General features: G+C 38.6%; 17 protein-coding genes and 1 pseudogene. 17 read left to right on the top strand and 1 reads right to left on the bottom strand.

Annotated elements, in window-relative coordinates:
* The first annotated feature begins 96 nt into the window (after positions 1-96).
* The 13 genes and pseudogenes from BMSHG_RS05915 to BMSHG_RS05855 all read left to right on the top strand — a co-directional run bounded on the left by BMSHG_RS05915 (position 97) and on the right by BMSHG_RS05855 (position 17,998).
* Positions 97-2,277 (top strand): YhgE/Pip domain-containing protein, encoded by a 2,181-nt coding sequence (locus BMSHG_RS05915; protein ID WP_019153519.1) that lies wholly within the window; start codon positions 97-99, stop codon positions 2,275-2,277.
* Between the two features lie 446 nt (positions 2,278-2,723).
* Positions 2,724-4,004, top strand: coding sequence for a hypothetical protein (locus BMSHG_RS05910; protein WP_019153518.1), 1,281 nt, complete (start codon positions 2,724-2,726; stop codon positions 4,002-4,004).
* 244 nt (positions 4,005-4,248) lie between these two features.
* The gene (locus BMSHG_RS05905) at positions 4,249-5,667 is read left to right on the top strand and encodes a YfcC family protein (RefSeq protein ID WP_019153517.1); all 1,419 of its coding nucleotides are present in this window, start codon (positions 4,249-4,251) and stop codon (positions 5,665-5,667) included.
* Between the two features lie 28 nt (positions 5,668-5,695).
* On the top strand, positions 5,696-6,856 hold the full coding sequence (locus BMSHG_RS05900; RefSeq protein ID WP_034658563.1) for a M20 metallopeptidase family protein: 1,161 nt from the start codon (positions 5,696-5,698) through the stop codon (positions 6,854-6,856).
* Positions 6,853-7,965: a mandelate racemase/muconate lactonizing enzyme family protein gene (locus tag BMSHG_RS05895; protein WP_019153515.1), complete on the top strand. Its 1,113-nt coding sequence runs from the start codon at positions 6,853-6,855 to the stop codon at positions 7,963-7,965. Before BMSHG_RS05900 ends, BMSHG_RS05895 begins: the two co-directional genes overlap by 4 nt.
* A gap of 277 nt (positions 7,966-8,242) precedes the next feature.
* Positions 8,243-9,526 (top strand): Zn-dependent hydrolase, encoded by a 1,284-nt coding sequence (locus BMSHG_RS05890; protein ID WP_019153514.1) that lies wholly within the window; start codon positions 8,243-8,245, stop codon positions 9,524-9,526.
* A 353-nt stretch (positions 9,527-9,879) separates the two neighbouring features.
* Positions 9,880-10,626: pseudogene (locus BMSHG_RS25795) on the top strand (phosphorothioated DNA-binding restriction endonuclease); the annotation flags it as partial.
* A gap of 27 nt (positions 10,627-10,653) precedes the next feature.
* Positions 10,654-11,691: a hypothetical protein gene (locus tag BMSHG_RS05880; RefSeq protein WP_019153512.1), complete on the top strand. Its 1,038-nt coding sequence runs from the start codon at positions 10,654-10,656 to the stop codon at positions 11,689-11,691.
* A 243-nt stretch (positions 11,692-11,934) separates the two neighbouring features.
* Entirely contained in the window at positions 11,935-12,159 is a 225-nt protein-coding gene (locus BMSHG_RS25790; protein WP_019153511.1) for a hypothetical protein, read from the top strand.
* Positions 12,156-12,500: an aspartyl protease family protein gene (locus BMSHG_RS25785; RefSeq protein ID WP_019153510.1), complete on the top strand. Its 345-nt coding sequence runs from the start codon at positions 12,156-12,158 to the stop codon at positions 12,498-12,500. The genes BMSHG_RS25790 and BMSHG_RS25785 overlap by 4 nt, the downstream gene beginning before the upstream one ends.
* Before the next feature lie 223 nt (positions 12,501-12,723).
* On the top strand, positions 12,724-14,691 hold the full coding sequence (locus BMSHG_RS05865; RefSeq protein ID WP_019153509.1) for an oxidoreductase: 1,968 nt from the start codon (positions 12,724-12,726) through the stop codon (positions 14,689-14,691).
* A gap of 115 nt (positions 14,692-14,806) precedes the next feature.
* Positions 14,807-15,691 carry a LysR family transcriptional regulator gene (locus BMSHG_RS05860; protein ID WP_019153508.1) on the top strand — a complete coding sequence of 295 codons (885 nt, stop codon included), beginning with the start codon at positions 14,807-14,809 and terminating at the stop codon, positions 15,689-15,691.
* 234 nt (positions 15,692-15,925) lie between these two features.
* Positions 15,926-17,998, top strand: a complete 2,073-nt coding sequence (locus BMSHG_RS05855; protein WP_019153507.1) for a cation:proton antiporter — start codon at positions 15,926-15,928, stop codon at positions 17,996-17,998.
* Between the two features lie 81 nt (positions 17,999-18,079).
* Here the strand turns inward: BMSHG_RS05855 and BMSHG_RS05850 are convergent, their stop codons facing one another.
* Positions 18,080-18,559: a hypothetical protein gene (locus tag BMSHG_RS05850; protein WP_019153506.1), complete on the bottom strand. Its 480-nt coding sequence runs from the start codon at positions 18,557-18,559 to the stop codon at positions 18,080-18,082.
* Positions 18,560-18,988: 429 nt separating this feature from the next.
* Here BMSHG_RS05850 and BMSHG_RS27025 point away from each other — a divergent pair, with 429 nt between their 5' ends.
* From BMSHG_RS27025 to BMSHG_RS05830, 4 genes are all read left to right on the top strand, one after another.
* Positions 18,989-23,164, top strand: coding sequence for a 5'-nucleotidase C-terminal domain-containing protein (locus tag BMSHG_RS27025; RefSeq protein WP_148346797.1), 4,176 nt, complete (start codon positions 18,989-18,991; stop codon positions 23,162-23,164).
* Positions 23,165-23,327: 163 nt separating this feature from the next.
* Positions 23,328-24,242: an ABC transporter ATP-binding protein gene (locus BMSHG_RS05840; RefSeq protein ID WP_019153504.1), complete on the top strand. Its 915-nt coding sequence runs from the start codon at positions 23,328-23,330 to the stop codon at positions 24,240-24,242.
* Positions 24,239-25,096 carry an ABC transporter permease gene (locus BMSHG_RS05835; RefSeq protein WP_019153503.1) on the top strand — a complete coding sequence of 286 codons (858 nt, stop codon included), beginning with the start codon at positions 24,239-24,241 and terminating at the stop codon, positions 25,094-25,096. The genes BMSHG_RS05840 and BMSHG_RS05835 overlap by 4 nt, the downstream gene beginning before the upstream one ends.
* Before the next feature lie 118 nt (positions 25,097-25,214).
* Positions 25,215-25,865 (top strand): YdeI/OmpD-associated family protein, encoded by a 651-nt coding sequence (locus tag BMSHG_RS05830; RefSeq protein WP_019153502.1) that lies wholly within the window; start codon positions 25,215-25,217, stop codon positions 25,863-25,865.
* The last annotated feature ends 160 nt before the right edge of the window (positions 25,866-26,025 follow it).

Raw genomic sequence — 26,025 nt, 5'->3', positions numbered from 1 at the left:
AACCCTGACAATTTTAAGTATGAACTTAAAGAATGGGTATGATATCTAATTAAGGAGATTTCTTTCGTTCAATATCTTAAGACAAGGAGTATTCGTATGAAAGCTAGTTGGAATATATTCATTAATGACATAAGAAATATTCGTACAAACTGGGCAGCTGCTGTTGTAATTGCTGGATTAGTCATACTGCCATCCCTTTATGCTTGGTTGAATATAAAAGCATCTTGGGATCCATACGCTCAAACCGACCAAATCCCTATTGGCATTGTGAATGAAGACAAGGGCTCCATAGTACGTGATCAAGAGATTCATGTTGGAGATGAAATCATAGACACATTACAAGAAAACAAATCAATGGACTGGCGTTTTGTAAATCGTGAAGTGGCAATGGATAAATTAGAATATGGAGATTATTATGCTGTATTAGTTATCCCAGAAAATTTTTCAGAAAGATTAGGAACAGTGATTGGTGACCATCCAGGTAAAGCAAGTGTAGAGTACTATGTGAATGAAAAGATTAACGCTATAGCACCCAAAATAACAGAAAAAGGGGCAAGTGTGATTGTTGAACAAGTTACCAGTCAATTTATATCAACAGTTAATGGGATTATTTTTGAGATATTTAATGAATTAGGGATCGAGTTGAAAGAAAACTTGCCTGACATAAAAAACTTCGAACATTATATTTTTACGTTGGAAGAGAAACTGCCGGAAATTCATAAAATCCTGACTGAAACGACTGAAGATGCCGAGCGAGCAGATGGTTTGATTGAACAGGCACATAGTCTTACTACTAGAGCCAGAAAGGCAACAGAAAGTGGATTGCAAATTATCGATGAAACGGCGCAATTTCTCGAAAAAGCTGAAAAGCGCTTGGATGAGATAGCTCCAAAAGTTAAAGAGGATTTAGGGAAAATTCAAAATATGTTAGCACGAGTAGAGGATTTTGAAGAAACTATTAATAGTGCGGGAATTGATTTTACAAAAGAAAAGCAATTAAATGATTCATTAAATGAACAAATAAATGAAATGCTCCAATCTATCGATACAATTGAGGAGGCACTTGACCAATATCAAAAACAAAATAACAACGATGAGCAGGAAGGGGAACCAAATCAAAATCTAGATTCGATTCGTAATGCGTTAAGTGAGCTGACTCAAATAAGAGAGAATTTAAAACAGTTACAAAATCAAGTTCAAACCATTAATTCGCTATTAGAAGAAAAACAAGAGGAAATAAATGCAATTTTTGCTGAGTTACAAGGCCGGACAGTGAAAGAAATTGGACGAGTAGATGCATTTGTTAAGGAATATAATGAGACGATAGAACCGAGAATTAGAGCTGGGGTAACGAATGCCACAGATACTTTAACAGATGCACGCGGCATTCTTCTAGATATTCAATCTACGATTCCAGAAGTGGAAAGAATGTTATCACGAACAGAAGGCAACTTATCTGAGGCGAAGGGAATCCTGCATGATGTTAATGGAGAATTTCCTTATATAAATGAAAAAGTAAATGAGTTGGCTGGAAGAGTACGTACCATTCAAGGTGAAACGGATATAAATGAAATCATTCAGCTATTGCAAAATGATCCCGAAGCAGAGCGAGGCTTTTTTGCTGAGCCGGTAGTTCTTAATGAACATCGATTATTTACGATAGCTAATTATGGAACAGGAATGACTCCATTTTATACTGTATTAGCCATATGGGTTGGTGGTTTGTTGTTAATTTCCTTATTATCAACAGAGGTCCATCAAAAAGGAAATTATACAGATAGACAAATATATTTTGGACGATTATTCACTTTTATGAGTATAGGCTTATTGCAAACTGTCATTGTTACGATTGGGAATATTTTATTACTGCAAGTGGAGACAAAGGAGCCGATTTGGTTTGTCTTATTTGGCATTCTTTGCAGCTTTGTATTTATGGCCATTGTGTATACATTAGTATCTGTTTTTGGGAATGTAGGCAAGGCTCTTGCAATTGTTCTATTAGTACTACAAATTGCTGGTTCAGGGGGGACTTACCCTGTTGTTTTGCTCCCTGAATTTTTCCAATTTATTAACCCATTTTTACCTTTCACTTATGCAGTTGGATTACTTCGTGAAGCGGTTGGGGGAATGGTATGGGACAGAGTATTGGACGATGTTATTTATATTTTGATATTCCCAGCAATCGCACTCGTCATAGGAGTATTTCTGAAAGCAACGATCAATAAGCATACAGAAAAATTCAAACAAAAAACAAAGGAATCAGGATTATTGCATTAAAAATATAGATAGAACTTTTAGTGTGATGTGAAAACGATAAAAGCCGTACCTGCTAACGAGTAGGGTACAGCTTTTCGATAAAGTCCAGATTGAATATGGTTTCTAAAATCAGCCAAGGAATAGCAGTTCGTTAATAGCAGGAATTTTTCCTGCTATTTTCCTTATGGGCGTGTTTTTCGGGCAAATAAGGGAAGTTTTTCCGCTTATGAAGTGAAAAAACGTTGATTTATGAATGTTTCGAGTCAATAGGCGGAATTTCTTCCGTTATTTCTGCCAGTTGGAATAGCAGTTCGTTAATAGCAGGAATTTTTCCTGCTATTTATTAGCACCATCTCGAGGCTCGAGAGCCAAAACTGATAGACATGAAATTCACATCCAAAAAAAATCTATAATTCAACAATGAAAAATTATACAATGAACTTAATAAAAACAAAGGTGGTGATATTGTGCCGACACAAATTGCGTTTTTTGGATCTAGAGCAATGGTGGAGCAAGCCCAAGCATACACGAAAGACAGAACCGATATTTTATTAATTCCATTCATTTATAACAAACCTGAAGATGTCGTAAAGGACATTGACAAGGCAATCTATTGCGATGTGCTTCTGTTCTCAGGTCTATTACCCTATTATTTTGCCCAAGAGATTTTAACAACTTATAAGAAACCATGCTTGTATATCCCAATAAACGAGTACATGCTTTCCATTTCCCTTTTTCAATTACTGTACCATGAGGGCTACAGACTCGAACGAATCTCCATTGATATCCCAGATAGCTCTATTCTTTTACAGTGCCTTCATGATGTGCATCTTCAAGAAGATTTAATGTGGCTGATCGATTATCCATACATTTTTGATAAAAAAACATCCGCCCATTTTTCAACGAATAAGATTATGGCGTACCATGAGCACCTTCATCAACAAGGAGAAGTGGATATTACCTTAACAAGTATTCATGCCGTTTATGACGGGTTACAAGCAAAAGGCATCCCTTGCAGAAAATTGATTGACCCAAAGAAAAATGTGTTAGAAGCGATGGACGAAGCAATCGCTCAATCCAATATCTATCAGGCAAGGCAATCGCAAATGGCAGTTGGTTATATTTCATTACAATCAGAGACCCTAGCGGAAAATGTGGTCCAAGAGCTCTTCCAATATATTGATGAAGAGTTTGAAAGTTCGACTCGATATTTGAAGAATGGGCTATTGACGTTTTACAGCACGAGAGGAAGTCTGGAGCAGACAACAAGATACTATCAAGTTTTTCCCGTTCATCAATTGAAGATCCCAATGAAACTAGGGGTTGGGTTTGGACTAACACTTAATGAGGCGAAGCGTAATGCGAAAATTGCTTTGTCGCATACGGAAAAGTATGAAGGAACCAATATTGCCTTTATTGTCACTGATACTGAAACACTTATTGGGCCATTGGGGGAAAAAGAGAGTAAGTCCTACCAATTAAAAAGCTACGATAAACAAATTCAAGAATGGGCCAAAAAAGCAGGGGTGAGCGTTGCGAAGCTGAATCAATTTTTGTCTTTTGTGGAGTCATTACCGAAAAACCAATTTACAACAGAGGATCTTGCCAATAGTTTTTCCGTTACAAGGCGCTCTGCTGAACGATTATTGAAAAAACTTATCGATCTACAACTCGTTTATAAAATTGGCGAAGAACAGCTTTATCAATACGGAAGACCTAGGGGCATCTATACGTTTCTAGTAAAATAGCCATTTCACTTATGGGAACTTTGTATTGACAGTCTAGAAAATGTATATTTATAATTAACTTAAAATTATTAACATTCGAAAAAGTAGTGAGGAAAGGAGTTATCACACGAAAAAGCGACATATTAGCGACGTTAGATTGGTGCAACACAAAAAGAAGAGGAACGAACTCCATTTTTAAAAAGCGACATATTAACGACGAAAAAGGCAGTAGCAAGAATTCGAATAGTGAAGAGGAGCGAAGATCATGTCAGCAAACATCGAAAAAGTTAGTCCAGAGGTTCCGCCGCAAAAATGGAAAGTTCCCCATGTATTTGTCATTTTATTTTCCGTTATTATTATTGCATCGATCAGTACATATTTGGTCCCCGCTGGTGGGTATGATCGAGTTGAAAATGAACAAGGAAGAACGGTTGTGGTCGATGGAAGCTACCATGCCCTCGATAGCACACCTGTCTCTTTTCTCGAAATCTTTCAATCGATTCATAAAGGAATGGAATCATCTGCAAGTATTATTTTTTACATCTTTATTGTCGGTGGTTCTTTTGGAATATTACGTGCTAGCGGAGCGATTGAAGGGGCGGTTCATAGTATTACAGGAAAATTGAATGGAAAAGAACATTTCCTTATTCCTGTCCTGATGACATTTTTTGCACTTTCCGGAGCGATGCTCGGTTTGGCGGAAGAAACGATTCCATATATAACAATTATTGTCCCACTAGTCATTATGGTCGGCTTTGATTCGATCGTTGGGGCAGCCATTGTGTTACTTGGAACATCAGCTGGTTTCACGGCAGCCTTCATGAATCCATTTACAGTGGGTGTTGCCCAAGGTATTGCGGAAATTCCGATTTTTTCAGGCATGCTTTTACGAATCATTTTCTTAGTTATTTTCTTAGGTGCGAGTATTTGGTATGTTATGCGCTATGCAAGTAAGGTGAAGAAAAACCCAGAGTTAAGCTTAGTCTATAATGAAAGCCAAGAAGTGCTTGGTAGTTTAGGAAGCCAGAAAAATGTCGCCTTTACTGGAAGACATAAAGCAGCTTTTGCGATTCTACTTATTGCCCTTATTGCTTTGGCCTTTGGTGTTATAAAATTTGGCTGGTATTTAAATGAAATTGCCGGACTATTCATACTTATGGGAATTGCCATTGGTATAGTGTCAAAAATGTCTTTTAGTAAGATGGCAGAATCCTTTGTTAACGGTTGTCAAGTCCTCGTCCTTGGGGCGCTCGTTGTAGGGGTTGCCTATGGAATTCTCGTTATTCTTCAAGATGGAAATATCATGGATACAATTCTTTACTCACTTGCCAACGCAGTAGGCGCATTGCCATCACAATTATCGGCGATAGGGATGTATGTCGTTCAATGCTTAATCAATTTTATTGTTCCATCAGGAAGTGGACAGGCAGCATTAACGATGCCAATTATGACTCCATTATCTGATTTAGTAGGAGTTACAAGACAAACGGCTGTATTAGCGTTTCAATTCGGTGATGGAATTTCCAATATTTTCACGCCAACATCTGGTTATTTCATGGCGGGGTTAGCTTTAGCGGGAATTTCATGGATTAAATGGGTCAAATGGATTTGGCCGCTTATCTTAATTCATTACTCTCTTGGTGCAATATTTGTATTAGTGGCTCACCTAATTGGCTATCAGTGATCCAATAGAAATGAAAGAAGGTCTTACAATGGATTGGTCAATCTTACAAGGAAGAATGGTACAGTACCGACGCCATTTTCATCAATATCCTGAAGTTTCTCATCATGAGGTGAAGACGCGGGGATTCATTCAAAAAGAACTAGAATTATTAGGATTGAAACCATTTTCTTTTTCGGGAAAAGATGTTGCCGTTGAGATTGAAGGAAGGGCTCCTGGAAAAATGGTTGCCCTCCGAGCAGATATGGACGCTTTACCGATTAATGAAGAAACTGGACTTCCTTTTGCCTCGAAAAATAACGGCACGATGCACGCATGTGGACATGATGGACATATGGCGATTTTGCTAGGTTTGGTCCATTTCTTTAAAGAGAATCAGCATCAATTTAATGGCTCCATCCGCTTTATTTTCCAACACGCTGAAGAGTCAATTCCAGGTGGAGCCCGTGAAGTGGTAGAAGCTGGCGGTCTAAAAGGAGTCGATGCGATTTTCGGGTACCATCTTTGGCAACCACTTCCTGCAGGCACGATTGGTGTTCGGTCAGGTCCTGTAATGGCTGGGGCGGATGAATTCAATATCCGCATTTTCGGAAAAGGTGGTCACGGTTCGATGCCAAATGAAACTGTCGATCCAACCTTAATCGCTGCGATGGCGATCATGCAAATCCATACGATTGTAAGCCGGTCATTAAATCCAATCGAACCAGCGGTTATTAGTATTGGGGAGCTTAAATCAGGATCGACCTATAATGTCATTCCGGATCAAGCCACTCTCTCTGGAACCGTACGTCACTTCAATCCACATGTATCAAAGCAGGTTCATAAGAGACTAGCAGACATCCTCGCTGGAATTTGTCTTTCCTACGGTGCTAAATATGAGCTTGACTACTCTTATGGAGATCCACCGGTTACAAACAATGAAAAACTGTATGCGATTATGAAAGAAAAAGCGATTGATCTATTTGGTGAATCAACTGTGGTGGAAATGGATCCACAATTAGGTAGCGAAGATTTTTCCTACTATACCGACCGTATTCCAGGAATGTATACATTCATTGGGGTTGGCAATAAAGACCTTCCATATGGTCACCATCATCCCAAATTTGATTTGGATGAAAATATGTTCGTACCGACCGTTAAGCTGTTATCAGATGCAGTGGTACATTACTTAAATAATGGAGAGATTTTATGAAAATCATCTCGGCGACAGTCTATGGTATTCATTTACCTTTTATCGAACCATTTATTATTAGCTATCATACGTACGAGAATATGCCGTCGGTCATTCTAGAATTACGGACAGATGACGGACTCGTTGGATATGGCGAAGCGACACCTGATGAACATGTGACAGGTGAAACATTCGATGGAGTCATAAGTGCCTTAACGAAATTTCTATTGCCTGGAATGATCGGAGAAAGTCCTTTTCAAATTGAAGCGATTCATGAAAAAATGGCTCAATTATTGTATGGCAACACTTCTGCTAAAGCGGCGATTGATATTGCCTGTTATGATTTAATGGGAAAAAAAGCAGGAGTACCTGTTTATGATTTATTAGGTGGACGCTATCACAATCAGCTTGAAGTCCCGAAAGTTCTTAGCATTTTAGAACCGGAAGTAATGGCAAAACAAGCGAAAGCAGCCAAAGAAGAAGGCTATGCCTCTATTAAACTAAAGGTCGGAACAGATGCAAAAAAGGATGTTGAAAGAATCCGTGCCGTACGAGCAGCTGTTGGCCCACACTTTTCCATTAGAGTGGATGCCAATCAAGGTTGGGTCACATCAGCTCAAGCTATCTCCGTTATTCGTCAAACAGAGGAATATGACATGGATTGGATCGAACAGCCTGTCGTTGCACATGATATTGACGCTTTAGTAGAAGTGAGAGCCAAAACGACTATACCCGTGATGATTGATGAAGGACTTCATAGTTTAAAAGAAATGCGAGAGGTCATTTCGAAAAAAGCGGCCGACAAAATCAATATTAAACTGATGAAGTGTGGCGGACTGTACCGAGGGAGTCAACTTGTTCATATCGCCGAGATGGCAGGAATCACCTGTCAGGTCGGCTCAATGGTCGAATCATCCGTTGCCTCAGCGGCTGGACTACATCTGGCAACAGCGAAAAAGGCCATTCAAAGCCATGAACTTGTAGGACCATTAATGTTTTCAAAAGATGTCGCACAATTGCCTTTCACGAAGAAATTCATCTCCTTGTCAGATAAACCTGGCTTAGGAATTGAAATGGACATCAAAAAACTAGAAGAATTGACTAGTAGAAAAATAGAAGTGAACGGCTAGAGAAGAGGGCTCTTTTCGTCAACTTTGTTGCTAAAATAGACAAGAGCGGCCAGCGAATAATGCCGGGTGAAATTAATGTGTGGGTGTAAATGTCGGTGTTTGAATGAATATTTGAGACATTCATATTATGGATTGGCTGTATATCAGGTCCTAAAATTAATAAATTCGAGATAACCACGTGCATTTACGAAAAATCACGAGTACAACGAAATGATAAGACTGCTAGAAGAGAAATATTGGCAGTCTTTTCTTCATTTTAGGAGAAGGAGAAGAGGATATGAGTAAAATTAAGGAGAGACTTTTAGCTGAATATGATTTTAGGCTCGATTATTCAGGGGTTCAGGGAGAACGACTTGCTTCGAGAATTCAAGCGATAGCCAACATTGGATTGACAAATGATTTAGGCTCATGTCGAATCGGCTTTTCCGATGAAGAAAGGCAAGCAAAAGAGCTTGTCAAACAATGGATGACAGGGGCAGGGCTTGAAGTGAGAGAAGACATGGCTGGAAATGTTTTCGGTAGATTAGTAGGCAAACAAAATGAGCTTCCAGTCATTATGTCTGGTTCACATCTTGATACAGTTCCAAATGGCGGGCATTTCGATGGTGTGTTAGGTGTTCTTACCGCATTGGAAGCGATCGAAGCATGGAAAGCGACGAATGTACAACCAATTAGATCCTTTGAAATGGTGATTTTTTCCGATGAAGAAGGCTCAAGATTTAATTCTGGTCTTACCGGTAGTCAAGCAATGATGGGCTATTTAGCTAATTTGCCAATAAAAGATTATGAAGGAGTACCTTTTGAAGAGGTACTAGAAAAAAACGGGCTTTCTGCCGATACTTTTTTCTCTGCATCAAGAGACCCCAATGAAATAGCCGCCTTTGTTGAAGTGCATATTGAGCAAGGGAAACAGCTTGAGAAGAATAATAAACCAGTAGGAATCGTAACAGGAATTTCTGGACTATTTGGTTTAGAACTTTCCTTTATCGGACAAGCAGGACACGCTGGTAACACCCCAATGAATGACCGCAAAGATGCATTAGTTGCAGCAGGTGAATTTATTCTAATGAACAGCACATTACCGAAAAAGGTTAGTTCATCGGCTGTATCGACAGTGGGTCAGGTGCATGTTTTTCCAAATGGCAGCAATGTAATCCCAGGAGAAGTAAGACTTAGTGTTGATGTACGCGACATTCATAAGGATTCATTAGAAGAGTTAGCTGGCTTAGTTATTCAAGAAGCAAAACGAATTGCCGAAATTCATCATGTAGAAGTAAAATGGGAGAAAACATTAGACGTTGCTCCAGTTCCTGTAGAAAGGAAAATGCAAGAGCTACAAGCAGAGTCACTTAAGGAAAATGGAATTGAGCCCATTTATATTCCCAGTGGTGCAGGACATGACGCTATGATTGTTGGACGACAAATCCCAATCGCCATGTTCTTTGTCCGCAGCCAAGACGGAATCAGCCACAATCCAAAAGAATGGACGAGTTTGAATGACTGTGTCACAGCGGCCCATGTGTTGAAGGGGTTTTTGGAGAAGTTGGAGAGGGCATTATAACTTAAAGTAGAAGGGTTGTCGTCTTTGGGACTACCCTTCTTAGTATTTGTTTCTGATTTGTTCGTAAAGACTTCAGTCATTCCAAGTATATTGGAATAGAAAGCAGCTGCTTCTGTTTGGTTGTTCACTTGGATAGCGATATTATTAGTCAAATCGAACTCGGAATTTTAATTGATTTTCCGTTTCGGATGATAGCCTTCTTGACCAGATGGAAGCAAATCAAATAAGTACCAGACAGAACAGAACTCATCCCCAGGTCCAAATGGGGCATTAGCGACATGAGAGATGGTACCATCGGTATCTTTTTGGAAAGTGGAGACTCCAGGATATTGATAGCCATCTTTTCAAAAACTAATCTTCCGTATGAGCAAATTAAAGATGATTTGAAAAATCTATTAATAGAGTTCGGTCCTCAAAGACAAAGGTATCACCCAGAGCATCCTTTTGTTCGTCTTTATAATGATGGAATTTGGGACTTATCTAGTGATGTGGATAGTACGAATTATAGTGATTCACTTTTACTAAAGAATAATGTGATTGGAAGTTTTAAAGACGAGATATTGGAACTACTTGAAAATGATTTAACTCTTATGCAAGAGGTAGCAGATGTAATTCTACATGGGCACTTTGCTGAATCTCTTCACGAAGAAATATTGAATGCAGTAGGTTTAAAGTTTCAATATATTAGAAAAAAACAGAGGGATCCGAAGTTTAGAAATAAAATTTTACAGGCGTATGAATATAGTTGCGCAATTTGTGGATTCAATGTTCGACATGGACAAAATTTAGTAGGCGTGGAAGCTGCGCATATTAAGTGGCATCAAGCTGGAGGTCCAGATGTAGAGGAAAATGGACTGGCCTTGTGCACGATGCATCATAAGCTATTTGATAGAGGCGTATTTACTTTTTTTCGAAAATAAGGAAATGCTTGTATCAGAAAGAGCCCATGGTACACATGGATTTGATGAGTGGTTAATACGATATCATGGGCAAAAAATAAAAGAACCCATACACCCAAGCTACTAACCAAAAGACTTATTTTTACATGGCACGTGAAAGAAGTATTTAGAGGTCCTGCTAGATATCAGATGAACAATTAATATTGATTACAGTAAAGGAGAATTAGGATGATTTATGAAACGCTTTATAAATATCATGAACTTTCTATCAAGGATAGCAATCATAGATTCAAGTCATGGGAACATTGTTATAATTTTTTCTCACAAAACTATCATAATTTAAAAGATGAAAAAATATTAGATCAAGCTAGTCTTCATTTAGCTTTCTATCTTGCTAGTTGGGGTATGCTGAGGGGGAGTTCATTTCTACTTCAGAAGGACTATAAGGTTCATTTACATTTCTTGAAAAAGATAGTGTTGAATCCAAGTTATTTTCATTACTTTGATAAAAGTCAGCCATTCGATTATGACTATAGTGCAGATATTAATAATCTTATAAACGAATCTAAAAAAGCTTATCAAGACAATATTCATGAAATAAACGGTGAACCGTCAATTGTTAATGTAACAGATACTTTGGCTTCAAAGATATTACTAGGTGTATATGGAAATGTTCCTGCATATGATCGATATTTCAAAGAGGCTTTATCATTATTTGAAATTAGAACGCAATTTAATGAATCAAGTTTGCAGGAATTAATAGATTTTTATAATCAAAATATTGAAGAATTTGAGAAATGTAAGAAGCTCTTCAGTAATGACGGGGTACATTACACACCTATGAAGTTGTTAGATATGTTCTTCTGGCAGATTGGATTTATGATGGACAACCTAAGTATGCACTTGGATGCCTTGAAGAGTATCAACGACTTTGCAATCCAATACAAATCGAGCAAAAAAATTGAGATAACCTCAAATATAAGTTACCGACCGATTAATAGTAATGGAAGGATAGTAGTCGGTAAAGGATTAACAGAAGAAATTCGTAAGTACGTCATTTCTAAATTGAGCATTGCTCGTGATAGTGGAGAAGATTACATCGACCTAAGATCTGGTGATATACATAAGGAAATGGGTTTGAGAGATAGGTTACCCTCTGTTTGTGGAGCAATGGAGTCATTAGGAGTGTTCAGATTTACAATTATAAGAGATACTCCTAGTGGAAAGAGTTCTACTAGGGTTGTAAGATACTTTTTAAAAGGGTAGTTGCAGCAGTGACTACCTTTTTGGTAAAGACTTAATGATGTAAAATTCAATTTATCAAAGGACGTACCTGTCAAACTAGAAAGGTGAAGTGTAAGAAACCTTCTTTTCAAATTAGTGACTGAAGGTGAAACTATACATACATATATGAGATAATAATTATATTAGTTCCTTTTATACAAGGATATAAATCTGGGAGTGGATGTTAATGAAATGGTCTGAAGTTCGCGAGCATTTTCCAGAGAGGTGTGTGTCTTAGTAGAAGCAATTAAATCTGAAACAAGAGGAAAAGAGAGAATTATCGAAGAAATGTCGTTAATCGATGATTTTGAGAACGGTAATGCAGCATGGAAAGAGTATAAAAAACTACACGCAGAAAATCAAAGTCGTGAATTATATATATTTCACACGAATAATAAGGAAATAAAGGTAATTGAGCAACCATATATTGGGGTGCGGAGAAGAGTATGAAATTTGAAATGGCAGATCATTTGCCTTTAGTCTCTGTTAGGATTGAATACAACGGAATAAAAAAGACTTTTAGTAATATTTTACTTGATACCGGATGTTCTTCGACCATTTTAGATACGGACTTATGTGAAGAAATCGAGCTTATGCTTGATTTAGAAAATACCATTACTCGTAAAATGTATGAAATTGACGGTACGGAAATTTGCATTGAGCAAAAAGTGAGAGGCATGACAATAGATGAGTTCCAACTCGATAATTTCACTATACAACTTTGTGATGTCAGAGAAATGCACGGATTTGAGGGAATCATCGGCAGTGATTTTTTCTTGCCAATAAATTAATCATTGACTTCGAAAATATGGAAGTACGAAAAAACTAGCCACCACATTTCCTTGTACCTCCCACAACCGCGAACTGTTTTTAAAATCCCACAAAAGATTCTAGTATAAAGATAGAAGGTGATACGAAGCAACTATTTCAAAATTGCTAACGATATTGCTTTTTATTTTTTAATACAACTTGTGAATATTTTCACAAGTTAATATAACGAAGGAGGAGTCTGGTATGTTAAAACATTTATTTTCTTCAGGAAGAATTGGAACGATGGAAACGAGAAATAGGATAGTGATGACTGCGATGGGGAATTATTTAGCAAATCCCGATGGTAGTGTGTCTGATAAGGATATCGCTTTTTATGGGGCGAGGGCTAAAGGTGGAGTTGGCGTAGTGATAACGGAATGTGCATTTGTAGATGGTGAAAGAGGGAGAGGGAATTCTCATCAAATATCTGTTGCAGATGACCGTTTTATTCCAGGACTTAGACAGCTTGCGGACGAAGTCCATCACTATAACGGTAAGATTGTTGTGCAAATCTATCATCCTGGTAGACAAGGAATCAGTGTTTTAAATGGAAATTTGCCCATGATGGCACCTAGTGATATTGAATGCCCAACCGTTCATCAGCCTACTACCGCGATGACAAAAGATGAAATTTCAGAGCTAGTAGAGAAGTTCATTAAAGCGGCTGTAAGATTGAAAAATGCTGGTATTGATGGGGTTGAGGTCCATGGTGCTCATGGCTATTTAATTCATGAATTCTTAAGTCCTCGTGCAAATAAAAGGACAGATGAATACGGTGGAAGCTTAGAAAATAGAATGCGTTTTTTAGAAGAAATCGTGACAGGAATCAGAAATGAATGTGGAAAAGAATTTCCAATGCTCGTTCGTTTATCGGTTGAGGAGTTTGCAGATACTGTTGGATTTCCTGATGATGGCCTGCAACTTCCAGAAGGAGTGAAAATTGCCAAGCGCCTTGAGCAATTAGGAGTCGATGCGATCGATGTGAGTTCAGGAACTTACGAAACGATGAATACAGCGTGGGAACCTACTTCTTTCGAGCAAGGCTGGAAAATTCATTTATCAGAAGCTGTGAAAAAAGAAGTTAGCATTCCAGTTATAGGGGTAGCTGTTATTAGGGACCCTGAGTATGCGGATCAAATTATTGCCGAAGGAAAACTTGATTTCGTTGGGTCCGCAAGACAGCATTTTGCTGATGCTGAATGGTCTAACAAGGCAAAAGAGGGACGGATACATGAAATAAGAAAATGTATTTCATGTCTTCATTGTATGGAAACGTTAATGGGAGCAGATCAAACGCCAATTCCTTGTCAATGTGGAATTAATATTGAAGCTGGAAGGGAGCTTGAGTTTGGCGATTTCCGAGAAGATGGTAAAGGAAGAGTCGTGGCGGTAATAGGAGCAGGTCCAGCAGGGCTAGAGGCAGCAAGAATCTTGGCAGAACGAAAATTTAAACCTATTGTCTTTGAAAAAACTAATCGACTTGGTGGACAGTTAGAGTATGCTAGTAAGCCGCCAAACAAAGAAAAAATCAATTGGCTCATCGATTATTTAAAAGCTCAGGTAGAAAAATTTGATATCGATGTCAGACTTAATACGGCACCCACATTGGAGGAGCTTAAAGCATTGAACCCATATGCGGTATTTATTGCTCAAGGTTCAGCACCCGTCATTCCACATTTCATTCCAGGTTTTGATGGAGAAACAATATTGACACCAATTGATATATTAAGTGGAAAAGTATCGCTGCAGAATAAAAAAGTCGGAGTGATTGGTTCAGGAATGACGGGGATTGAAGTGGCTCACTTATTAGCGGAAGAAGGAAATAAGGTTAGCCTCTTTGAAATGGCCGATCAAATTGGCCCAGGATTATATTTCCAGAGTCTGATTGATGTCATGACCCATCTTGGACCATTGGGTGTTCCGATGTATCCAAAGCATAAATTATTAGCACTTGATCATGGGAAGGCAAGTTTTGAGGAGCTTGATACAGGAGAGACGAAGGAATTTATGTTTGATTATATTATTCTCTCACTTGGAACAAAGCCAAATACTGAATTAGTAGAAGAGATCCAATCGAACTTTGACAATGTTAGAATACTAGGAGATGCAGCAAAGCCAGGTAGAATTAGAGATGCAATGGAAACAGGTTATCTGAATGCATATGCATTATAGGATTAGTGGAAAAGTAGTATAATGTTGCTTAATGTTCATTAGTTAAGTCGCCGTGACAGTTTAAGAGCTTGTATACTATGGGTACAAGTTCTTTTCTTGTTTGAGGTGACGCCTAATGGATATTGCTGAATTAAAGTGTTTTCTAAAAGTATGTGAAACGAAGAATTTAACAAAGGCCGCTAAAGAGCTTTTTATTACACAGCAAGCTCTTAGTCGGACAATAAATAATATCGAAAAGCAGATGGGAATGAAACTATTTTATCGAAATTCGCGCGGGGTGACTCTTACGGATTTTGGAGAATTTCTATATTCAAAGGCGGATGAACTAATTAAGCAATTTGATCAGTTTCATGAAGAGATTCATCGTAAAGTAGAGAGTGAACAGAAAAGGTTAAAAGTAGGCTTTTCTCCCGGAATATTAAGAATCATAAAAGGAAAAGATGTATTAGAGCTTGGGAAGGATGAAATGGGAGTCGATATCGACATATTTGAATACAGCGATAAAGTGTGTGAAGTAAAGGTGTCAGAAGGTACCCTCGATCTAGCTCTGACAGCTAATCCAAGAAATGATATCCATTTTTCTTATTATCCATTAATGAAGCATTCACTTGTCGCAGTCGTTAACAATGAGCACCCTTTATCTAAAAAAGAAAACATTACTTTTTCGGATCTTAATAATGAAAAGCTGATATTGATTGATGATACCTTTCGTTTACCTGAGGTCGTCATGGAACATTTTAAGAAGGAAAACATTATACCTCAAATTTACAGTAAACTAAGCCATGATTTAAATCTAGCCTATGAATTTGTCACTCTCAATAAAGGGATATTCATCTTTATTGGAAGTTTAACAGATATAAATTCATACCGTGAAATTACTTGTATTCCTATAAATGTGCCCACTGCCGTTTGGGAAGTAGGTTTTATCGTTAATAAGAATTCGAAAATGAATCGAATGATGGAATTATTTATAGATTTGATGGTAGAGCGTTTTGGCTAACCATATCGTACAAAAAAGATAGGTCCTCAAAAAACCTGTCTTTTTCTGATCCCCCAAAAACACCCAAACCATCACGATGTAACCGCACACACCTGCGTCCACCTAACTTTTCCCACTCTTATTCCCAATCATATTCCCAACCCAAGCACATACAATGTCATATGCAAACGTACATGATCTCCTAAATGCTGATTTAGACATCAATGCTTTCACATAAAAAGTAGGGGGGATTTTTTGATTCGTCTTCCGATTGATGAGCCTGTGATTATTTTTGCCTTGGCGATGGTGATTTTCTTTTTAACGCCAATTTTGATGAAAAAAATGAAGATTCCAGGAATTATTGGTCCGATTATCGCAGGGGTCATGATTGGTCCTCATGGATTTCATTTGTTAGAAAGGGATCAAACGATTGTCTTGTTAGGGACGATCGGATTGCTGTTCATTATTTTCATTGCTGGCTTGGAATTAGACATTGATGGATTTAAAAAATATCGCAGGAGAAGCATTCTTTTTGGCTCGCTTTCCTTTACAATTCCACTCCTTTTAGGAACAGCTGTAGGTCTTCTATTTGACTATCGTTTAACGGCGTCCATCCTCCTTGGTTCTATTCTTGGTTCTCATACATTGCTGGCTTATCCAATTGCCAGTCGTTTGGGGATTGCGAAAAATAAGGCAGTTACAACAGCGGTAGGAGGGACGCTTCTTACAGATACATTCGCTTTGTTGGTGTTAGCTATCATCACAGGTGTTACCGCAGGTCAACTATCCGTCTATTTTTGGGTGAAAATGATTCTATCGTTAATGGTGTTCGTTGCCATCATTCTATGGGGAACTCCGAAATTATCTAGATGGTTTTTCCGAAATGCAGAAAATGAAGGGGTAGCCAATTTTTCGTATGTGATGGTGATACTTTTTGTTTCAGGATTTTTGGCAATTGTCGCAGGGATGCAACCGATTATCGGAGCTTTTTTGGCAGGGTTAGCCTTAAATCGTTTTGTTCTTGAACATGGAACATTGATGAATCGTATTCGCTTTTTAGGAAATGCCTTATTTATTCCATTCTTTTTATTATCAGTAGGAATGTTAATGGATTTAAGTGTCCTTTTCAACAATCCAAAGGCGTGGATTGTTACAGCTGCGATTGTTTTTTCCGTATTTATTGGGAAAGCTTCTGCACCATTTATGATTAGTAAAATTTATCGATATTCAAGGCAAGAGCGAAATGTCATAGTTGGATTAACGATTCCGCAAGCTGCTGCTACCCTGGCTTCTACATTAGTTGGGTTTGAAGTGGGACTGCTCGATCAAGCAACTGTAAATGCGGTCATCATCATGATTTTACTAACCTGTATGGTTGGACCCTATTTAGTTGAAAAGTTTGGCAGGAAATTAGCACTGCAAGAGGATCAGCAACCGAACGAATATCATGAAGGACCAGAACGAATTTTGATCCCGTTAGCAAATCCACAGACAATGGAGTCATTGATCGATTTAGCGAATTTAATCAAAGGCTCTCATACGGATGACCAGCCCTTATATACGTTAACCGTTGTGCAGAAAGACATTAGAAAAGTCCAAGAAGAGGTCGCACATGCAGAAAAAATGCTTGGTCATTCGGTCATGTATGCCTCCGGTGCTGAGATTCCTGTTCGTCCGATCACTCGTGTAGATCGGAATGTCGCAAATGGAATCATCAGGGCGATTACAGAAGAAAGGATTAGTATGGTTGTGATTAGCTGGGATGCTGAAAGGAAGACGAACAGGTTATTTGGCAGTATTATTGATCGCTTTGTCGATCAAACGAATCAAGCTGTTTTAGTCTCAAAATTAGGGCATCCTGTACAACCAACAAGGAGAATTATTTTAATCATTCCCTACGGATCAGACCATAAACCAGGATTTATTGAAGCATTCCAGAGGATCAAAGTATTGACCAGTCGACTAAGTGCTTCTCTGTTCATTCTCGTACTTAATGATTCTATCGAAACGTATGAAATGCACATAAAGAAAACAACGCCAGATCCACCTTTTGAGTTAAGGCGAGTGAATAGTTGGCTCAACTTACAAACAGAGTATGTGCCTAAGTTTCATGGAGATGATTTGGTGATCATATTGAGTGCGAGAAGAGGAACGATTGCGTGGCATCCAGAGCTTGAGGTGTTGCCAAAACGATTGGCCAAAATCAATCAGCATAATTTCATTGTGTATTATCCAGCCGAAAAAAAGGAAGTCGACATACGGGGATCGAGAGGGTTTCAAATCCCAAAAGAGGTATTATTTAAAAAGGATTATGAGGACTATGATTGATAATTTCACCATTCGCATGAATAATGCATTAAAAAACTGTGTCGAGGATTTTCACTCACACAGTTTTTTGTTTGGAAAAGTTTATTTATCTTTCTTCGAATGAACAATCGGTTTAAATCCACCCAACTCAACCCATTCTGTACTTCCATCTTCTAATGTGACTTTAAAGAAATATTCCTGATCGGTTTCCTCAATGTCTGCGACCTTCACATTTTGGGTTTGATAGAATTCAGTGATTTCTTGGAAGATGTGGTCGGTAATGATTGATTTAACTGACGGTGATTTAGCCAATTTTACTTCATGTTTTTCATCTGTTGGTGGTTTTTCGTTTTGATTGTAGATCCCTTGCAATAGTTTGATAACTTCTGAGAAGCCTAGGAAGACAAGTCCACAAATAATTCCTGAAATAAAAATGGACCAGCCTAACATACTTTGTAGTTGTCCAAGAAAGTAGTAGTCAAGACTTGTGCCATAAAGTAGACCTGATACAGCACTACAAGCAATGATAAAAATCCCTACGAAAAATAGTGCTGTGGCAATCGGATTATTCCTTTCTAGCATATAATTTCCTCCATTATCCATTTAAGGGGATTATATCATATGTATATAATGAAACTTAACGAATTTTACAAATAATATTACTGAAGAACTGACAATATATAAGAACTAAAGCATATGCCAAAGGTCATTTTAATAAAAAATATCTGCCAAGAAGGAATTTAGGACTGGGAGTTTAATCTCATTAAAGAACAAAAAATAAATAGTATAATTAGCAGAAGAATGTTGAAAATTCGATAAAATAAGTAAAAATTTTTAACGTCCTGTTTCTAATTGGTTAAATTTTCGTTAAAAAGAACGAAAAGGCTAGAAGTCGTGGTAAGTTGGTAGTAAAGATCTCAAGCTTCCTACCATAATAGGGAAAGGAGGAATAGGTTTAAAATGGTAGAGGGAAGTGAAGGGGCTATAAAAGAGGTTAGAGGAGGAAAACACTTGAAAAGGCTTAGAAAAAAATTAGTTGCTTTATCGACCATTTTCGTCATGTTGCTAAGTATGGTTCTCCCATATCGAACACAGGCAGCTGAGACAATCACGGTGGCAGAAGCTATCGAGAATAATTCTGGAACAGCAACAGTGGTAGGCTACATAGTAGGTTATACAACTAGTGGAGGTGGTGGCAAAGCTACATATGATTTTGAGGCACCTTTTTCAGCAGATACAAACTTTGCCATTGCCGATAGTCCGACCGAAAGAGATGCAACGAAAATCTTACCCGTTCAGCTTCCTAGTAGTTTTCGATCTACTTTTGGATTAGCAACAAATCCAACGATTATTGGGGAAAAGGTATATATATCTGGTTCTCTTGAAGCTTATTTCTCAGTACCTGGCCTTAAATCGCCAACGGCCATTTCCTTTGATGGAGCGTCTGAACCGCCAGAAGAAGGACCGATTGAGGGTGTGACAGGGCTTAAAATTCATGATATTCAAGGTCAATCCCATACTTCGCCTTATCAAGATCAAAATGTTGTTGATGTACCTGGGATTGTTACCTATGTAGTAGACAGTAGCAATTTCTATATGCAAGATCCAAATCCAGACGACAATCCAAATACAGCAGAAGGTTTACTTGTCTATAAGCCGTCACATGGTGTTGAAGTTGGTGATCGGGTGGATGTTTCAGGTCTCGTTAAAGAATGGGTATTAGACGGCTATGATGAAAAGCTTCAAACCGATTTAGCGATGACAGAGATTAATGCGCAAAATGGACGGATTACGAAAGCATCAAGTGGAAATGAACTTCCTGAACCTATCGTAATTGGGCGTGATGTGATTCCGCCGACTTCTGTAATTGATAATGATCAATTTGCTGAATTTGATCCTTCTGAAGATGGCATTGATTTTTACGAAAGTCTTGAAGGAATGCTTGTTTCCATTGAAAATCCAACTGTTACTGGACCGCAAAAATATGGAGAAGTTCCGATTATTACCGGACAAGTTGAGGGCAAAGCTTATACGAAAGAAGGAATTCCTCTTCTAACAGAAGAAAATCAGAATCCTGAGAAAATGCTTCTTCAACTAGATGACCGTAGCTATGTGACAAAAGCAGGTGATTCCTTTGATGGAACCGTGACTGGCGTTGTGAGCTACACGTTTAGCAACTATAAAATTTTAACAAAAGCAGCTGATTTACCTGAGCTTGTTGAGCGTGAAAGAACGAATGAAGTGACAACAATCGAAAAAGAAGAGGATAAGCTTACAGTCGCTAGTTACAATATTGAAAACTTTGTCGCAACTGATACAGCTAAGCGCGATAAGTTAGCTAAATCGATGGTCGAAAATTTAGGCTCACCAGACATTATTGGGTTAGTGGAAGTGCTAGATGAAAGTGGAGAAACAGATAATGGTGTCGTTAAAGCAGACGCCAACTATAAGGCGTTAAGTGATGCGATTGCAGGTTTTGGTGGAGCGACGTATGCCTGGACCGAAATTGCTCCAGCGGATAAACAAGACGGTGGTGTCCCAGGTGGAAATATCCGCGTCGGGTACTTGTATAATCCTGAGCGTGTAACGTTAAATGAAGCTCCAAAAGGAGATGCAACAACCGCAGTTGCCTATGAAAATGGCTCACTTACATTGAACCCAGGTCGTATTGACCCAACGAATGCAGCATTCAATAACAGCCGTAAGCCATTAGCAGCAGAGTTTACCTTCCAAGGGGAAGAAGTCATTGTCATTAACAATCATTTTAATTCAAAGACAGGGGACCAACCGTTATTCGGAAGAAATCAACCACCTTTCCTTGGAAGTGAAGCGCAACGTATTGAAATAGCGACGATTGTGAACCACTTTGTTTCTGATATAAAAGAACAAAACGCAGATGCCAATGTCGTCGTACTTGGCGATTTAAACGATTTTGAGTTTTCGGCACCACTTCAAGCTTTAAAAGGGGATGTACTAACAAACTTAGTTGAAACTCTACCAGAAACAGAGCGTTACACATATAACTATCAAGGAAATGCGCAAGTGTTGGATCATATTTTAGTATCCAATCGATTAGCTGCAGGGGCAGAACTTGATATCGTTAACTTTAACTCTCCTTATATGGCAGAGCATGGACGTGCGAGTGACCACGATGCACTAGTTGCCCAGCTTGATTTGGCGGTAGAAGAAGGTCCGTTTACATTATCCCTTCTCCATACAAATGATACACATGCTTACGTAGAACAATTCCCAAGACTGTTTACAGCGGTAGATGAATTACGTGCGGAAAAGGAAAATAGTCTCTTGTTGAATGCAGGAGATGTATTCTCAGGAACGTTGTACTTCAGACAGTATTTAGGTTTAGCTGACCTGTATTTTATGAATCAATTAGACTTTGATGCGATGACCCTTGGAAATCACGAGTTCGATAAGGATTCTGCGACATTAGCGAACTTTATTTCTCAAGCTCAATTCCCAATCGTCTCGTCTAATATTGACATGACCAATGACCCTGAGTTAGGACCTTTATTCAATGATAGAATTGGTGGGAATAATGAACAAGGAGAAATCTTCCCAGCGATTATTAAAGAAGTCGACGGAGAAGAGGTAGGGATTTTTGGATTAACGACAGAGGATACAACATTCCTAGCGAACCCTGGAGAACATGTCGTGTTTGAGGATTCATTCGAAAAGGCGAATGAGACTGTTGCCCTTTTAGAAGCACAAGGGATTGATAAAATTATCGCCTTGTCTCACTTAGGTTATCAACCGGATGTCAATTTAGCTGAACAAGTGGATGGGATTGACGTCATTGTTGGTGGCCACTCCCATACGACACTGGAAGAACCGGTTGTCGTGGAAAAGGAAGAGCCTACGTTAATTGTACAGGCAAATGAGTATTTAAATTACCTGGGAGTCCTGGATGTCACTTTTGATGAAAATGGCGTCATTGCCGATTTTGCTGGTGAATTGAAGGCCTTAAGTGAGTATGCAGAAGACCCAGATGCATTAGAAAAAGTTGAGGAATTTAAAGAGCCATTAACAGAACTTCAAAAGCAAGTTGTCGGAAGTACGACAGTTCCATTAAATGGGGAACGTGATGATGTTCGTAGTAAGGAAACGAATTTAGGGAACTTAATTGCCGATGGTATGGCTGCTAAAGCAAATGAGTCGATCCCGACGTATATTGCGATGCAAAATGGTGGTGGAATCCGCGCTTCAATTGATGAAGGTGATATTACCTTAGGTGAAGTCTTAACCGTTTTACCATTTGGGAACAATCTCGTCACACTTGACTTAACAGGGGAAGAAATTCTCGCTGCTCTCGAACATAGTGTAAGTGCTCCAGGTGCTGGTGGCTTTATGCAAGTGTCAGGGTTGAAGTTTAAATATGATCCAGAAAAACCAGTTGGCGAACGCGTTTGGTATGTGGAAGCTTTAACTGAAGATGGTTATGAAAAACTTCAATTGGATAGCATCTATCGTGTGGCAACCAATGCCTTTACAGCTGATGGTGGGGACGGCTACTCGATGTTCAAAACAGCGAAGGATGAAGGACGTATAACTGAGCTTTACATCGTTGATTTTGAAGTGTTCACTTCTTATCTTGAAGCGCATAATCCGGTTTCTCCGACGGTTGAAGATCGAATTGTGACAGAAACGGAAATAGAAGAAAGCCCCGTCCCAGAAGCACCAAACGTAAATGAAGTAACAGACCAATCAACAAAAGTAACAGGAACATCAGTAGCAGGCGCTACGATTAACGTATCTGTTAATGGAAAGGTGATTGGCTCTGGAATTGTATCTGAAAACGGAAGCTTCTCCATTAAGATTGCAAAGCAAGCAGCTGGTACGGAAATAGAAGTGACGGCAACAAATGCTGCTGGTAAAGTCAGCGAACCAACCGTTGTAACAGTGGTTGATGTAACTCCACCTGCTGCGCCAATCGTGAATCCTGTGACTCATAACGATATCTTGATCATGGGAAAAACGGAAGCAGGTGCAACGGTTAAAGTTATGATGGGCAATCTAAAGATTGGCACAGCGGTAGCAGATTATAGAGGTACTTTCAAAGTTCGTGTACCAAAACAAAAACATAAAAACTTCTTAATCTTCACAGCTACAGATGCTGCTGGAAATGAGAGTAAACCAACAATTGTAGATGTATCAAAGAAAAACGGTAAGTAAAACGAAGGGCAGGGTAGCCGCTATGGCTCACCTGCCTTTTCTATGTCTTTTTTTAATCAGAAAATTCATAAATAATTTATATTTCCTGGTCCCTTCTTGTGCTATAGTGAAAATGGAAGATGGATGATTTTGTTCCTTTTTTAGGAAAAAAGGATGGTTTTCGATGAAGAAAATAATTGAAGTTTCTGGTCTTAAGAAATCATATGGAAGTATTGAAGCGGTCAAAGGAATTGATTTTTATGTGGAAGAAGGGTCTCTGTTCGCTTTTTTAGGACCGAATGGAGCTGGGAAATCAACGACAATTGATATTCTTAGTACGTTATTACAACCAGATGGTGGTCGTGTGGCAATTAATGGTTATCAGCTTGGAAAAGATGATAACGGGATCCGTTCTGAATTGGGAATTGTTTTTCAAGCAAGTCTATTAGATGACCTCCTAACTGTTAAAGAAAACCTTATGTGTCGTGGTGGCCTATATGGACTAAAGGGACGCGAGCTGCAGAAAAGAATGGAATATGCGATCGAACATACGGAAGTGTTAAGCTTTTTAGATCAGCCTTATGGAAAATTGTCTGGTGGTCAAAAGAGAAGAGCAGATATTGCAAGAGCACTTATTAATAAGCCCAAAATACTTATTTTAGATGAGCCAACGACCGGACTTGATCCGCAAACAAGACAGCGGGTGTGGGAAACGATTAGGCAGATTCAGCGAGAGACGGGGATGACCGTTTTCCTAACGACTCATTATATGGAGGAGGCAGCAAAAACAGATTATGTTGTCGTCATTGATAATGGTGAAGTTGTCGCAAAGGGAACACCAGCAGACTTGAAAGAAAAATATACTTCAGATTATCTAGAAATCCATGGGGCAAATCTAGAGAAAGTAGAAGACATGTTGATAACAGAAGGTTACGAATATGCACTGAAAGTAGATACGTTAACGATTAAATTAGGTTCAACGATGGAGGCATTACCCATTTTAGAACGATGTAAGGAAGACATCATTGGGTTTCAGGTTGTGAAGGGGACGATGGATGATGCGTTTATTACGATTACAGGAAAAGAGTTAAGAGAATGAGACATTTGGTGAAAAGAAATCTGTTGGTGTTTTTTCGGGATAAGGCTGGAGTATTTTTCTCTCTTCTTAGTGTCCTTATTGTAATCGGTTTATATTTATTGTTTTTGGGAGATGTGATGAAAAGTAATTTTGAGGGAATAGAAGAGGCTGGAACGTTAATTGATTCTTGGCTGATGGCAGGAGTGATCGCGATTGCTCCCATTACAACCGGGATAAGTGCGTTGAGCAGCATGGTAGAAGATCGGAAACTGAAAATCGATAAAGACTTCTATGCCTCACCAATTAAAAGAAGTAGTTTAGCAGGGAGCTATATTTTAAGCTGTTTTGTTATCAGTTTGTTGTTGACCTTGATAACTCTCATTTTTGCGGAAGTATATATCGTCCTTAATGGAGGAGAATTGCTCAGTTGGTCTGCATTAGTAAAAGTATTGGGCATTATCTTTTTATATGATTTTTTCTCTGTCTTTGTTCTATATTATTTTGTCTCATTTTTCAAAAGTTCCAATGCTTTTTCGGCGGCTGCAACAATTATTGGAACCTTGATCGGCTTCTTAACAGGAATTTATATTCCGATTGGGAGTTTGCCTGAAGTTGTCCAAATGATTGTCAAAATTTTTCCACCTTCCCATGCGGCAATGATGCTTCGTGAGATCATGATGGGACCGTCTGAACAAGTCGTATTTGATGGTGCTCCAGCATCAGCGATCGAGGAGTTCCGCTTATCGATGGGCTCTTTGTTTGAAATTGGAGACTTTGTCGTCATGTGGTGGCATAGTTTATTATATTTATTGATGATCGGGATGATTTTCTTTCTATTAACGTTATGGAAAATGTCTAAGAAACGTGGTGGCTGATTGCTTTTTGCATTCAGCCTCATTTCTTTATGAAGCAATTTTTTGATAAAATGATCGCAGATAGGTAAATAAAAGGTTTAGATCCGCTAATTGATTACCTTCGAAAAAGGAGAAAAAGATGACAATCATGGATAAATTGAATCTGCAAAAGTATCAAAATCTAGCAGTATTGAATCAACCGAATGATTATGACTTGTTTGCTGGCTATAAGAATCAATTAACTGGAGAGCATGATGCGATTTTCATTTTTGTGGAAACGCTTGAGGAAATGGTGGAATATACGGGTAAAATCATTCGAGAACAGCAATTGCTTGAAAAAGGGTACTTATTTTTTGCCTATCCGAAAAAGGGCAATAAACGATATGAAACGTATGTCCATCGAGATGATATTTTTCCAGCGATGAAGGTTGGGGACGACGGCTATGTGGACAACAGTGATGTGAAATTTGCTCGGATGGTTAGTATGGATGATGTCTTCACAGTAGTTGGATTGAAGCGAGAGAAAAAGAAGGTTCAAAAATCTGCACCGGCTAGTCAGTGTGTCGCAGATTATGAGGACAATGTTCAAGATATCGAAAAGCTATTATCGGAACATTCAACTGAATTACATTTCTATCAAGCATTAACTCCAGGCTACAAAAAAGATTGGGCAAGGTATGTCTTTTCAGCCAAACAAGCAAAAACGAGAGAAAAGCGTCAAGAGCAAATGGTCGAAGTGTTATCGCAAGGATACAAAACGATGGATTTATATCGTCAGAAGAAGAAATAGAGTGTTTAGTCGAACAATCCTTATTTCTCACCTCTTTATAACGAATATAACTAAATTCTTGTTACGTTAATGAGTATCGAAGAAGTTTTGGAATTAAAAATCTCCTTCAAGTTTGTCATTTTGTTTTACTCCATGTTTATTGGGTTTATCCGATCTGTTT

Origin of the sequence: Robertmurraya massiliosenegalensis JC6, from assembly GCF_000311725.1 — a bacterium.
In the GTDB taxonomy this organism is placed as follows: Bacteria; Bacillota; Bacilli; order Bacillales; family Cytobacillaceae; genus Robertmurraya; species Robertmurraya massiliosenegalensis.
This window is presented reverse-complemented; position numbering and strand designations above follow the sequence as displayed.